The sequence below is a fragment of the Kribbella sp. DT2 genome (assembly GCF_049844575.1).
Classification (GTDB): domain Bacteria; phylum Actinomycetota; class Actinomycetes; order Propionibacteriales; family Kribbellaceae; genus Kribbella.
Genome location: NZ_JBNCLH010000015.1, coordinates 1 through 13,366 on the forward strand (window position 1 = coordinate 1; position 13,366 = coordinate 13,366).

The 13,366-nt window shown below is 70.3% G+C and carries 13 protein-coding genes; 8 read left to right on the plus strand and 5 right to left on the minus strand.

Going from position 1 to position 13,366, the window contains the following annotated elements:
* Positions 1-109: 109 nt before the first annotated feature.
* Positions 110-661 carry a DUF6458 family protein gene (locus ACLQ2O_RS39455; RefSeq protein ID WP_425842609.1) on the minus strand — a complete coding sequence of 184 codons (552 nt, stop codon included), beginning with the start codon at positions 659-661 and terminating at the stop codon, positions 110-112.
* Positions 662-819: 158 nt separating this feature from the next.
* Entirely contained in the window at positions 820-1,296 is a 477-nt protein-coding gene (locus ACLQ2O_RS39460; protein WP_425842610.1) for a DUF3040 domain-containing protein, read from the minus strand.
* A 241-nt stretch (positions 1,297-1,537) separates the two neighbouring features.
* Between ACLQ2O_RS39460 and ACLQ2O_RS39465 the strand changes: the two genes are divergently transcribed.
* From ACLQ2O_RS39465 to ACLQ2O_RS39485, 5 genes are all read left to right on the plus strand, one after another.
* Positions 1,538-2,188 (plus strand): TetR/AcrR family transcriptional regulator, encoded by a 651-nt coding sequence (locus tag ACLQ2O_RS39465; RefSeq protein WP_425842611.1) that lies wholly within the window; start codon positions 1,538-1,540, stop codon positions 2,186-2,188.
* A 370-nt stretch (positions 2,189-2,558) separates the two neighbouring features.
* Complete coding sequence (locus ACLQ2O_RS39470) at positions 2,559-3,785, plus strand: cytochrome P450 (RefSeq protein WP_425842612.1); 1,227 nt, start codon at positions 2,559-2,561, stop codon at positions 3,783-3,785.
* A gap of 25 nt (positions 3,786-3,810) precedes the next feature.
* Positions 3,811-5,022: a cytochrome P450 gene (locus tag ACLQ2O_RS39475; protein ID WP_425842613.1), complete on the plus strand. Its 1,212-nt coding sequence runs from the start codon at positions 3,811-3,813 to the stop codon at positions 5,020-5,022.
* A gap of 13 nt (positions 5,023-5,035) precedes the next feature.
* Positions 5,036-5,230 (plus strand): ferredoxin, encoded by a 195-nt coding sequence (locus ACLQ2O_RS39480; RefSeq protein WP_425842614.1) that lies wholly within the window; start codon positions 5,036-5,038, stop codon positions 5,228-5,230.
* 1,039 nt (positions 5,231-6,269) lie between these two features.
* Positions 6,270-6,449 (plus strand): hypothetical protein, encoded by a 180-nt coding sequence (locus ACLQ2O_RS39485; protein WP_425842615.1) that lies wholly within the window; start codon positions 6,270-6,272, stop codon positions 6,447-6,449.
* A gap of 1,108 nt (positions 6,450-7,557) precedes the next feature.
* Here ACLQ2O_RS39485 and ACLQ2O_RS39490 read toward each other — a convergent pair.
* Positions 7,558-8,304 carry a class I SAM-dependent methyltransferase gene (locus tag ACLQ2O_RS39490; RefSeq protein ID WP_425842616.1) on the minus strand — a complete coding sequence of 249 codons (747 nt, stop codon included), beginning with the start codon at positions 8,302-8,304 and terminating at the stop codon, positions 7,558-7,560.
* Positions 8,305-8,678: 374 nt separating this feature from the next.
* On the opposite strand from ACLQ2O_RS39490, the gene ACLQ2O_RS39495 reads away from it, so the two are divergent.
* On the plus strand, positions 8,679-9,197 hold the full coding sequence (locus tag ACLQ2O_RS39495; protein ID WP_425842617.1) for a hypothetical protein: 519 nt from the start codon (positions 8,679-8,681) through the stop codon (positions 9,195-9,197).
* 1,211 nt (positions 9,198-10,408) lie between these two features.
* Here the strand turns inward: ACLQ2O_RS39495 and ACLQ2O_RS39500 are convergent.
* Positions 10,409-10,882, minus strand: a complete 474-nt coding sequence (locus tag ACLQ2O_RS39500; RefSeq protein ID WP_425842618.1) for an SAV_6107 family HEPN domain-containing protein — start codon at positions 10,880-10,882, stop codon at positions 10,409-10,411.
* A 131-nt stretch (positions 10,883-11,013) separates the two neighbouring features.
* Positions 11,014-11,373, minus strand: coding sequence for a DUF6504 family protein (locus ACLQ2O_RS39505; RefSeq protein WP_344169467.1), 360 nt, complete (start codon positions 11,371-11,373; stop codon positions 11,014-11,016).
* A 349-nt stretch (positions 11,374-11,722) separates the two neighbouring features.
* Here ACLQ2O_RS39505 and ACLQ2O_RS39510 point away from each other — a divergent pair, with 349 nt between their 5' ends.
* Both ACLQ2O_RS39510 and ACLQ2O_RS39515 read left to right on the plus strand, forming a co-directional pair.
* The gene (locus tag ACLQ2O_RS39510) at positions 11,723-12,307 is read left to right on the plus strand and encodes a DM13 domain-containing protein (protein WP_425842619.1); all 585 of its coding nucleotides are present in this window, start codon (positions 11,723-11,725) and stop codon (positions 12,305-12,307) included.
* A gap of 32 nt (positions 12,308-12,339) precedes the next feature.
* Positions 12,340-13,362 (plus strand): DUF4037 domain-containing protein, encoded by a 1,023-nt coding sequence (locus tag ACLQ2O_RS39515; RefSeq protein ID WP_425842620.1) that lies wholly within the window; start codon positions 12,340-12,342, stop codon positions 13,360-13,362.
* The last annotated feature ends 4 nt before the right edge of the window (positions 13,363-13,366 follow it).

Here is a 13,366-nt window from a genome sequence, read left to right on the forward strand (position 1 = left end):
AACTACGTCGATCCATACGAAAGCTCCCCAGGAGTCGGAACTGAATTTCTCAGTCCAACTTCTGGGGAGCAGTTCAGTTCATGGTCCGGGGGTTCTGCTTGTGGGGGTGCTAGCTCGTACGCCGCCGCGGCTGCTCGGGCAGCCCGCTCGCCGTCGGATCCAGCTCAATGGTGCGATCACCAGCCGGCGGCTCCGCGGCGGGCGGCTGGGCAGCCGGCGGCTCAGCGGCGCGGGGCTTCTCGACCGCCTGCACCGGATCGAAGTGCTCGCCGACCTCCGACTCGACCGGCTGCGGCGTGATCGGCTGCGTCCTCGTCGGCTGCCCCTTCGGCGGCTTCGCGGCCGCCGGCTTCACGGCCGGCGCCTTCGCGGGCTTCGCCGTACGCCCCTCAGGACGGTGCTCGATCCGCGTGTGGTGCTGCTCGTGCTCGCTCGCCTCGACCGTGCGGTACTGCTCCTCCACCGCCGGGTCGATCGCATCCGTCGGCACCCGGCGCCGGTCGTTGGTGATCTTGTACGACAACCAGATCCCCGCCGCGCCGGCCAGCATGATCACCACCCCGACGACCGTCAGGTCGACCGCCCCGGCGTCGTTGTCCCGGATCCCGAAGGCAAGGATCGCCCCGATGGCGATCAGGAAGATCCCGACTCCGATGCTCATGCTCGACTCCCAACGACGACCGTGGCGACCTGGCGACCGCCCTGAACGCGTGCGGTCCTCCGGTACCCACAGTGACCGGGAGTGATGTATCGACGGGCAAACCAGAACCACACCCGGCGCGCGGCGCGGGTGTGGTCGCAGTGTCGGTCAGCGCAGGCTCAGAGGTCCTCGTCGCGCCGTCGTCGCCAGCGGTCTTCCATCCGCTCCATGAAGCTGCCGGACGAGTCGTGCCTGGTCCGGTGCTTCTTGCTCGTCGGCGGCGGGGGCGGCGGCATGTCCTCACCGTCGGCGGTGTTGCTGATCCGCTTCATGCTCAGCGCCGCGACGTACAGACAGGCCACCATCACCACGAAACCGATGACGCCGATGATGGTGTTGGGGATGATCGCGCCGGCCATCAGAATCACGATGCCCAGCACGAATCCAACGCCGGCAAGCACTGCCCGGCGCTTGTAGTACAAGCGCACATTGGTTCCTCGCATGGCGGAGACGAACTTCGGGTCTTCCGCAGCGAGGGCACGTTCGAGCTGCTCGAACTGGCGCTGCTCTTCTTCCGAGAGGGGCACCGTCGATCCCTCCATGGTGAGCGCGATCTCGATAGGCCGAGTCCAGTCTAGGCCGCCGGTGCGGTCCACGAAACCCTGACCGCCTGTCCCGCGCGTCACGGTACGGCAACCGCTCCGTTTCACCACCCCCCGAAGCCCTTGCTCATGACCTTTCCGAAGCCTCCGGCCCCCGCCTTCGGAAGCTCTCGTACGCCGTACTCCGAACCTCACGTCCGCCGCTGCTCCGCGCGCCATTCAAACCATCGATTTAAGTCAGGCGCTTGACTTAAACCCGTCCGGCGGACAAAGCTGTACACGGAGGTACCGATCCATGACCAACAGTGATCTCCAGTCCCGGACCAACCGTTCCCACGCGACCCGCGAACTGATCCTGGTGACCGCCGAGCGGCTCTTCGCCGAGTACGGCGTCGCCGCGGTCTCCAGCCGGCAGGTCTGCGAAGCGGCCGGCCAGGGCAACAACACCGCCGTCGGCTACCACTTCGGCACCAAGACCGATCTGGTCCGGGCGATCATCAACCGGCACGCGGTCCGCATCGACGAGCTGCGCGAACAGATGGTCGCCGGCATCGACGACCGTGCCGACATCCGCGCCTGGGTCGGCTGCCTGGTCCACTCCTCCACCGACCACCTCGCCGAACTCGGCAACCCGACCTGGTACGCACGCTTCAAGGCGCAGCTCCTCACCGACCCGGCCCTGCGCGAGACCGCCGCCGACATCACGCTGTCCTCCCCCACCGCGCTGAAGATCCTCGACGAGCTGGCCGACGTACTGTCCGACCTTCCGCTCCCCGTGCGCCTGGAACGCGGCGACATGACAAGCCGGCTCGTCGTCCAGATGTGCGCCGACTTCGAACGCGGCCTGGCCGCCGGTACGCCGATGCCGCGGCAGAACTGGCCGGACCTGGCCACCGGCCTGGTCGACGCGATCGTCGGCATCTGGCAGGCGCCTGTGTCTCCGTGAACCCGGCAGCCGCGACGCGTCCGGCGGCTGCCCCGAGCTGCTCGCCTGGCCACGGCGCGGGGGCTGCAACTGCCCGCGCCTCCGGACCGGCGCCGGCAACCACCACGTTCCAACCGGCAGCGGATCCGGCACCCCGAACTGGCGCCCTAGAACCAGCGCCCCTAACCCCCGCCGCTGAACGCCCCCTCCCAACCCCACCGCTGAACGCACTGCCTCCCAACCACCGCCGCCGAACGCATCCCTCCTAACCTCCACCGCTGAACGCAGCCCCTCCCAACCCCGCCGATGCCCCCAACCACTACCGATCAACGACCGCCCTCCCAACCGCCTTCCGAACGGTCGCCCTGAACGTCCACCCGAAGGGAACCCGATGCAGCTCGACGCCGTACAGCTCGACGAAGGTTCGCAGCCGCAGTACCCGATGCCCAAGGCCACCGGTTGCCCGTTCGACCCACCACCGGAGCTGAAGACCCTGCAGGCCGCGGAACCACTGTCCAAAGTGAAGCTGTGGGACGGCAGCACCTCGTGGCTGGTCACGCACTTCGCCCACCAGCGCACACTGCTCGCCGACGACCGGGTCAGCGCCGACCGCACCAAGGACGGCTACCCGATCCTGCAACCGAACACCCCCAGGACCGGCAGCCCGGTCGGGTTCATCTCGATGGACGATCCGGAGCACTCGCGCCTGCGGCGGATGGTGACCGCGCCGTTCATGATCAAGCGCGTCCGCGCGATGGAACCCGGCGTCCAGCAGATTGTTGACAATCTGATCGACCAACTGCTCGCCGGCCCGCAACCGGCCGACCTGGTCGAGGCGTTCGCCCTCCCGGTGCCGTCGCTGGTGATCTGCCAGCTGCTCGGCGTCCCGTACGACGACCACGACTTCTTCCAGGTCAACAGCAAGGCGCTGATCCGGATCGAGACCCCGCTCGAGGAACGGATGGCGGCGCGCGAGCGGCTGACGTCGTACCTGGACAACCTGGTCGGCCGAAAGCTGACCGAGCCGGGCGACGACGTCCTGACCGACCTGGCCGCGCGGGTGAAAGCCGGCGAACTGACCCGCGAGGAGGCCGCCGGCATCGGCGTACTGCTCCTGGTCGCGGGCCACGAGACCACCGCCAACATGATTGCCCTAGGCACCCTTGTCCTGCTCGAGCACCCCGACCAGCTCGCCACCCTCCGCGACTCCGACGACCCGGCCGTCGTGAACAGCGCCGTCGAGGAACTGCTGCGCTACCTCAACATCACCCACCGGGGCCTGACCCGCGTGGCGCTGTCCGACATCGAGATCGCCGGCCAGACGATCAAGGCCGGCGACGGGCTGATCTTCCCCAACGACATCGCGAACCGCGACCCGGAGGTCTTCCCCGACCCCGACCGCCTGGACGTCCGCCGGGACGCCAAACGCCACGTCGGGTTCGGCTTCGGCATCCACCAGTGCCTGGGTCAGCCCTTGGCCCGGATGGAGCTTCGGGTCGTCTACAGCACCCTCTACCGCCGGATCCCCACCCTTCGCGCCGCCGTACCCCTGGACCAGATCACCTTCAAGCACGACGCCATCGTCTACGGCGTCCACGCCCTGCCGGTGACCTGGTGACCTTCAAGACCTCGTGAGGAGATCGATGACGCTCGAGCAGACCACGCACCCGGCGTACCCGATGCCTAAGGCAACTGGTTGCCCGTTCGACCCACCTCCGGAGCTCAAGTCGCTTCAGGCCGACGAACGGCTGGCGAAGGTGGAGATCTGGGACGGCAGCACGCCGTGGCTGGTGACCCGGTTCGCCGACCAGCGGGCGCTGCTCGCCGATGCCCGGGTCAGCGCCGACAGCACCCGCGCCGGGTACCCGGTCAGCATCCCGACCGCGCCGCAGGAACGGGACAGCTTCGCGTTCATCCTGATGGACGATCCCGAGCACGCGCGGCTACGGCGGATGGTGACCGCGCCGTTCATGATCAAACGCGTCCGCGCGATGCAACCCGGCGTCCAGCAGATTGTTGACAATCTGATCGACGAGATGCTGGCCGGCCCGAAGCCCGCGAATCTGGTCGAGGCTCTCGCTCTGCCGGTGCCGTCCCTGGTGATCTGCCAGCTGCTAGGCGTCCCGTACGACGACCACGACTTCTTCCAGGAGACCAGCCGGATGCTGATCCGGCTGGAGACGCCGCCGGCCGAGCGCAAGGCGGCCGCCGACCAGCTGAGCGACTACCTCGACGACCTGATCGGGCGGAAGCTCGCGGAGCCGGCCGACGACGTACTGACCGAGCTCGCCGAGCGTGTGCGCAGTGGCGAACTGACGCGGCGCGAGGCGGCCGGCACCGGGATTCTGCTGCTCGTCGCCGGGCACGAGACCACCGCGAACATGATTGCCCTCGGCACCCTCGCGCTGATGGAGCACCCCGAGCAGTTCGCCGTACTGCGTGACACCGACGACCCGAAGGTCGTCGCCCGGGCCGTCGAGGAACTGCTGCGGTACCTCAACATCACCCACCGCGGCCGCCGCCGGGTCGCCACCGAGGACTTCGAGTACGCCGGCCGGCAGATCCGCGCCGGCGACGGCCTGATCTTCCCCAACGACGTCGCCAACCGCGACCCCGAGGCCTTCGACGACCCCGACGTCCTGGACGTCGAACGCGACGCCCGCCGGCACGTCGCCTTCGGCTTCGGCGTCCACCAGTGCCTCGGCCAGCCCCTGGCGCGGATGGAGCTCCAGGTCGTCTACAGCACCCTCTACCGCCGCATCCCCACCCTGCGCCGGGCCGTCGACCTGGCCGAGGTCGACTTCAAGCACGACGCCCAGATCTACGGCGTGTACTCCCTCCCTGTCACCTGGTAGCTAAGGAAAAGCCATGAAGGTCACCGTCGACCAGGACCTCTGCATCGCCTCCGGCCAGTGCGTCCTCACCAACTCGGAAGTCTTCGACCAACGAGACGACGACGGCATCGTCGTCCTCCTCACCGAGACCCCACCCGAGTCCCTCTCCCCCGACGTCCACGAAGCCGCCGCCCTCTGCCCGGCCCGAGCCATCCAGGTAACCGACTAGCCACCCACCCGCCCCTGCACCACTCACCAACCCGCTCCTCCGGCCACCTCCCCCACAGCCGGCGGTTGGTGAGTGGTGCACACCCGGCCATCCCCCACCGCTAGCACGCATCCGTTCGAGCCACACGCCCTACCACCACCACAGTTGCCACCGCTCCCGCACCGCTCACCACACGGCGCCTCCTCCGGCCACCACTCCCGCACGCGCATATGCACCAGCACCAGCACCAGCACGACGTCTCCTCAGGCTTCCTCTCGCGCGGCCCACCAACTGACGCCCGGTCGGCGAGTGGCACGCATCCGGCCAGCTACCCGTTCATCGCAGGTGGGGCACGCGGGCACGCGTTCACGCGGTGCATGCGGTGCACGGCGGGCACGCGTTCACGCCGTGCATGCGGTGCACGGCGGGCACGCGTTCATGCGGTGCATGCGGTGCACGCGGTGCACGCGTGCATGCGGTGCATGCGGTTGCAGCACGCCGTACCAGTCGGCAATGCGCGCGCCGTCGGCAACGCCGCTCTCCGAACGCGCACCGGCCCAGCACGACCGTCATCGAGCAGGCCGGCTCCGTCATGCCCCGCGCCTGCCCGGCCGGATCAGCCCATAAGGGAAGCGTGCGCCCATTCAGGCTCGCGGATGTCGCGCGGCGCCCGCCCACTCGGCCAAGCAGCCGAGCCACGACGGCCTCCGGGTCGACCGCGCGGACGGCCAGGCCCGCCTACCGGGCCGAGCTGATAGATGGGTTGCCTCGTGGGAGGGCACTGGCCGAACCCCGTTGGTCGGAGGGGTGGACGACCGGTCGACCGGGTGGTCGGCGAGTTGGTCGGCGGGGAGGCCCACCGGCCGGACCGGATTGATCGACGACTGGCCCGCAGGTGGACCAGCCGGCGGACCCGGTTGGTCGACGAGCTAACCCCACCGGGGGCACTGGCCGAACCCGATTGACTGCTCTCTTGTTCGACGACTGACGCCGTACAACGGGCCAGTGGTGAGTAACGGAAGCAGTCGCGGCAGGAAGAGCTGTTCTTGCAGGAGGATCCATGACCACTTCACCTGTGCGTTATCTCGTCGTACCGGCCGCCGAGGCGGCGGATGGTCGGAGGGGCGGACGACCGGCCGACCGGGTGGTCGGCGAGTTGGTCGGCGGGGAGGCCACCGGCCGGACCGGATTGATCGACGAACTAGCCCGCAGGTGGACCACCGGGCGGTCGACGGGCTAGCCCGCGGCGAGGGTGACTGGCCCGACCGGGCTGCGACCGGGATGGTCAGCGGATCGGCCCGCGTTGAGGGCCCCGGCGGGACCGGCTTGGTCGGCGAGTTGGACCGGGTTGATCGGCGGGGGTGGACCACCGTCCGGACCGTGGCGATCGGCGAGCTAGCCCACGGGGCAGGCCAGCGACCGACCCCGAGTGCTCAACGGACTGGCCCGCAGGGCGGGCCACTGACCGACTCCGGGTTGGCGGCGGGGTGCTGGCCGCCGGGTTGGTCGACGCGGAGGGCCACGGGCCGGACGCGTTGATCAACGCGCAGGCCCACGGGTGGACTACTGGCAGGACCGGGCTGGCCGGCGGGTTGGCCCACGGGGAGGGCCACTGACCGACTCCGGGTTGGCGGCAGGGTGCTGGCCGCCGGGTTGGTCGACGCGGAGGGCCACGGACCGGACGCGTTGATCAACGCGCAGGCCCACGGGTGGACTTACCGGCAGGACCGGGCTGGTCGGCGGGTTGGCCCATGGGGAGGGCCACTGACCGACTCCGGGTTGGCGATGGGGTAGCCGGCCGGCCGGCGGGGAGGGCCACCGGCCGGACGGGTTGCTCGACGCGCAGGCCCACGCGGTAGACCATCGGCCGAACCCGGTTGATTGGCGCGCTGGCCCGCGGAGACGGCCATCAGCCGAACCCAAGGTGGTCGGCAGGCCGACGGGGTTGGTCGGCGGGGAGGGCCACCGCCGAACCCAGGCTGGTCGACGAACTGGCTCGTGGGGAGGGCCATTGACCGACCCCAGGTGATCGGCTGGCCGACGGAACTGGTCGGTGGGGAGGGCTACCGGCCGGACCGTGCTGATCAGCGCGCTGGCCCGCGGGCAGGCCGTCGGCCGTAACCAGGGTGGTGGACGCGTTGGCCCGTGGGGACGGCCATTGGCCCACCCCAGGGTGGTCGGTAGGCCGACGGAGTTGGTCGGCGGAGGGCCACTGGCAAGACCGGATTAGTCGACCAGTTGGCCTGCAGGTAGACCACCGGCCGGGCCGGCTTGGTCAGCAGGTTGGCCCGCAGGGAGGAACACCGGCCGAACCCGGTTGATCGACGGGGTTGGTGACCGGCTAGGGCTTAGCGGGTGGCGAGGATGTGGAGTTGGGGGGACAAAGCGCGGAAGGCCGGGTGTTGACTGGCGGCTCGTTCTAGGTCGGCGAGGGCTTCGGCGGCGCCGGCTTCGGAGTCGACGATGGCGGCGGGGACCAGGTCGGTGAAGGTGCGGACGCCGTGGACCGTGTGGACCATGAAGCCGGCTTCGGCGAGTTGGGCGACGATGGCGGCCTCGTCGAAGCGGCGCGGCATCGGGTCGGCGGGGCCCCAGCGGCCGTCGGGGTCCTGGAGGGCGGTGCGGGCTTCGGTGAGGTGTCCGGCGAGGGCTCGCGCCAGGACGACCGCGTTGCGCTGGGCAACCAACAGGCTGAGGACGCCGCCGTCTCGTAGTACTGATGCCATCGCTTGCAGGGCCTGGACCGGGTCGTCGACGACCTCCAGTACGCCGTGGCAGAGGACTGCGTCGGCGGTCGCCTTGCCTGCGACCTGGGGCAGTTCCGCGGCATCGCCTTGGATGCCGTGGATGAGCTCGCTGACGCCCTCGTCGGATGCGCGCCGTTCCAGCGAGGCCAGTGCGTCCGGGCTCGGGTCGACGACAGTCACGCGGTGGCCCTCGACAGCCAGCGGTACGGCGAATCCGCCGGTGCCGCCACCGAGGTCGACGATGTCGAGCCCAGCGGTCGGATCGGTCCTGGTCCGCCCGGCCAGCGCTACGCGCAGCGCCTCGGCCACCAGCGCCGTCCGCAACGTACGCCGACGTCGGTCGACCATCAGACACCCCTCCAACCAAGCCCAACACACCGGACCACACCCGGCCACCCAAGCACCGGCGTACCACTTTCACCTGCGCTCCACACCCTACTTCCCGCTCCCCCCTCCCCCACGCACCGGCTTCACGTCGTCGCCCGGCCCCCCGGCCGGCGCGAGTCTCGTCCCGCACACCGGACGCAAGCTCCGGTCCGTGGCCGGTCTGCCGCCGGAACCGGACGGCACCCTTGCCGACGTACTGGCCAAGGCCGAGGACATCACCCGGCAGCGGGTCGAGGTCGAGCTGCCACGTCACTACCGGGCCACGATGGGCGCGGCGGTCGTGGACCGGACCTCGCTGCAGGACGTGGAGGGAACGAGCCGATCTGCTCCACGAGGTGTACGCCGCGATCGAGCGCCACGATCGGGCGGCGCTGGACAACCCGGTGCTCGCCAGCGGCCTCAACGGCGACTTCGCCGGCCGCCGCGGCCGGGGGCACCTGGAGAGCATGCTCGACCCGGGCGGTCTGGTCCGCGAGTACCCGATCGAGAGTTCCGGGATGCGGTGGAACCTTCGCGTGCGCGTCCGGTTCGCCTTCGACGGACCGGTCACCGTCGAGGGCGGTGACCCGGCCGATCAGCGCGAGGACGCGTGGAACCTCGTCCAGCAGTGGGCGTTGCGCGAGCGCAGCCGCAACGCCTCCGCGACGATGTCGTACGGCGGCACGGCGGCACGGCGGGCGGCGGCACGGCGGGCGGCGGTACGGCGGGCGGCGCGGGCGCCGACGGGATCGGCCGATCGATCGGCGTCGGCGCCGGCGTCGGCGCGACCACGACCGCGGCCGCTCCGATATGAGTGCCCGCATCAGCGAGGGGTTGGCTCGGCACCACGCGCGTCGAGCGTGACTTCCGGATGATCGGTGTGGTGGTGCCGATCGTGTACGTCGCTGTGGCTGGCGCCGAGTTCGCGAGCCCGGCCTCGTCGAGGTCGAGGAGTCGGTGCTGCCGGCGAAGATCCCGTCGGGCTCGCGACGCCGCCGACGCGACGGGAGTCGACTGGCCGCCTGGGCCTGTTCGTCCCCACCTCGGTGGTCAATCCGGTCTCGGCGCAGGACAGCGTCGAGACGCTCGACCACCGGCCGGTGACCCTGCCGGCCAACTACCTGGCGGAGGGCACCCAGCCGTACCGGGCCGGCGACGCCCCAGCGAACACACTGTTCGAGGCGGTCTACCGTCGCCTCGGGCAGCCGGACCTGCTCACCGCGACCGGTGCGCGCAAGCGCAAGACCACGCTCGAAACCGTGCTCGGGGCTTCCGGCCGCAGCGTCGCGTTCCGGCAGATGGCCGACGCGGCGGACCACGACCTCGTCCCGCTGCCGCTGCCGGTGCCGGTGCCAGGCGTGACTACGACGCGATGCTGGCCCAGATGGAAGCCGGAAAGCCCGCGTTGGCCGGCTGGGATCCGGCCCGGGCGCCGCGGCCGCCGAAGCCGCCGACTGTCCGGCTCACCGTTCTCGCTGACGAACAGCACCCGTACAAGCCGATGGTCGACGCCCTCCAGCAAGCGCGTCGTACGGGCGTCGTGGTTCGGCTCACCGTCCGCGCGGAGGACGGAACCCGGCAGGTGTACAAGGCCAATCCGGACGGGCCGCGGCGACAGCGGGTTCGCTTCCGTGTTCGCGACCTTGCATCCCCGGCTCGCTCTGCTGGCCGAAGGACGGGTGGATGTTCGTGCCGTGCACGCCGCATGCAACCGCCCGGACCGGTTCACCGGCGCGGTCGTCGAAGCCCTTCAGCAGCAGGGCATGGCGGCTTCGGCCCTGGTCGAGCTGGACTCGGCACTCGGCCGTGCGCCAGGCTCCGCCGCGGCGGAGCCTGAGAGGGCGCCAGCCCCTGAGAGTCGGCCGCGCAAGTCCTCGGGCAATCCAGGGCTGGGCATCGGATGGGCGAGACGCCGTACGGCCTGTCGTACGGCGGCGTGTCGCAAGCAGTCGTTCGGACGCACTGAAGGACCCCGGTGGATTGGCGGGCCGGGGTCCTTCAGTGGGTGGGCGGATGATGAGGCCGCCCGGTCAGGCCGGCTTGCGGGGAGGAACGGGGGGCCTCGGCCGCAAGCCAGGTGTGAGGGTCAGCTGGCCTGCATCCAGGGCTGGGCCAGGACCGACTGGGGGTCGGAGTACTCGGGCAGGGTCTGCTGGGTCGTCAGGTGCAGGCTCTCCTCCACCAGGCCGTAGAAGGTCTCGACCTCGCGGATCAGGTCGTCGGCCTCACGGGTGGAGACGGCGCGTTCGAGGCCGGCTTCGGCGGCGGCGCGCTGGGAGGCGCCGGCGGCGAAGAAGCTGGCCCACTCGGCGAACTCCGGCGCCACCTCGGCGAGCAGGACCCAGGCGTTGCGCTGGACCCGGCGGCGCGGGCCGGAACGGACCGGGCGGGCGCGGACGGCGAGCACCGCGGCGGCCAGGCGCAGGGCTGCGACGTGGGCGGTCGAGTACCGGATCAGGTGGTCGCTCGTCTCGCGGGCCTCGGCCAGGGCGGCGCGGGCGCGGGACAGGTCACGGGTCGCCGATCCGGCGGCGGCCGGGGAAACCGGTGAAACGGTCATCGGTCATTCACCCTTTCCACAGATCAGGGGCTGGAGCCCGGACTCGGCGCGGGGGTCCTGCGCGGGGTCCGTGAGCGGCTGGTCTTCTCGCGGGAGCCGAAGGCTCGTGGTGCGCAGCAGACGTGACAGGGTCATTGGTCGGTCACCCGCTCCAGCTGCCAGCGGCCCGAGTCAGGGTCGTGGGCCAGGTCGAACATCTCGCGGCGGGCGTGCCGGCCGCAGCCGGCCTCCACCCGGTAGACGGAGCGGCGCGGGCCCCAGTCGGCATCCAGGACACCGACGGCGGCGGACGATCCGGCCGCGACGGCGGTCGCCGTGGCACCGACGCCGGAGCCGATCACGCCGCGCTCCCACCAGGCGGCGGTCTCGGTCCAGTGCGCCTGGACCGCGCAGACCATCCAGAGCCGGCCGCGCCACAGGAACTGCTCCGGAGACTCGATGCCGTCCACGACGCCGGACCTGACCTCAACGGCTTCGTCGAACTCCCACATGCTCCATCGCCTCCTGTACGCCAACTTCCCCTGGGTAGCGGCCCGGTGGGTGGGCGCCAGGTGGGGGTCGAGGTCCACCTCGGCGCCCGGCCCACCGGGACCGCCGGTCACCGATGCGGCCGCAACTCCGCACCGGAGCCGAGCAGTTGTGCCGATCGCCCCGCTCCGGACTCCCGACGAACCCGGGTCCGAGGCAATCGAACATCTGTTCGAACACTCACAGCGTAACCTCGCCCGCCGACAGACGTCAACGGGACGTAAGCCCCGGCGCGCCCCGGGCCGGGCCGAGTCCGGCCAGACTGGTGCCACCCCTCCGAAGGCACCAGACCGCACGAGAGCGAGCGACCCGATGGCACCGAAACGCACACTGGCAGTCGTCGTCGCCGGGGCAGCAGTGGTCGCCGCGGTGGCGCTGCCGCTCTTCCAGCCGTGGCGGGTCTTCACCGACACGGTCGTCGACGAGGCGCTTCCCGGCGCCTCACCGACGGCGGTCTCCACCGCCGTACCGACCACTGCTCCGTCTCTCATGCCTTCATCCTCCAAGGCACCACCGACAATTTCTGTCGAGCGACCGAGCGCACCCGTGGTGCTGCACAAGGGAAAGCTGATCAGTCATGAGCACGACACCTCCGGAACGGCGTCGATCGTGCGGCTGCCTGACGGCGCACGGATCCTTCGGCTGGAGAACCTCGAGACCTCCGACGGCCCCGATCTCGAGGTCTGGCTGAGCGACGCGCCCGTCCTGGAAGGCAAGGCCGGCTGGCACGTTTTCGACGACGGGAAGGCCAAGAGCCTTGGGCAACTGAAGGGCAACAAAGGCAGCCAGAACTACGTGATCCCGGCCGCCGTCGAGCTGTCCGACTTCCGCAGCGTGTCGATCTGGTGCAACCGGTTCAACGTGTCGTTCGGGGCCGCCGAGCTGAAAACCAGGTGATCCTCGACGGGCCCGACCCTAAGGTCGAGCCCATGAGTTTCACGTCGGCACGGGATCTGAGTCAGGGCTTCTACGCCGACGTCATGCGGCCGCTGCTCGACGGGACGCCTTGTGCCGTTGGGCTGCTGGGGTGGGGATCCGACGTGCTCGGGTACGACACGGCCCGGTCGATGGATCACGGGTGGGGTCCGCGGCTGCAGGTGTTCGTGGACGCCGGTGAGGTCGAGCACGTCAAGGAACTGGTCGAGCGGAACCTGCCGGACGAGTACCGCGGTCACCCGGTGCGGTTCGGGTGGGACACCCAGCAGCCTGTCCACCACATCACCGTCAGCACGCTGTCCGACTGGCTGGTGGATCTGCTCGGCTTCGACGCGACGAAAGACCTCAGTACGGCGAACTGGCTGATCACCCCGCAGCAGAAGCTCCTCGGCGTGGTCGCCGGACCTGTGTACGCCGACGACGGGCGCCTGCAGCCGGTCCGGGACGCGCTCGCCTGGTATCCGGACGACGTGTGGCTGTGGATGCTGGCCTGCCAGTGGTCGCGGATCGCGCAGGAGGAGCCGTTCGTGCAGCGCACGTACGAGGTGGGCGACGAGATCGGCTCCCGGGTGATCGCCGCCAGGCTCGTGCGGGACGTGATGCGGCTGGCGCTGCTGATGGAGCGCGCGTACGCGCCGTACTCGAAGTGGGTCGGTACGGCGTTCGCCCGGCTCGAGCACGCGGACGGACTCGACGACGTACTGGCTCGAGCCACCAAAGCCGAGGAGCAGGAGGATCGTGAGCAGGCGCTCGTCACGGCGTACGAGCTGGTCGCGCGCAGGCACAACAAGTTGGGGATCACCAACGCATTGGATCCGGCGCCCAGGCCGTTCCACGAGCGGCCCGCGATGGTGCTGGGCGCGGAGCGGTTCGTCGAAGCGTGCCTGGCGCGGGTGCAGGACGAGCACCTGCGCGCGCTGCCGCTGGTCGGTTCGATCGACCAGATCTCCGACAGCACGGACCTGCTGAGCAACCCGGCGGCGTACCGGCGACTGCTGAAGATCTACGAGAAGTAAGGTC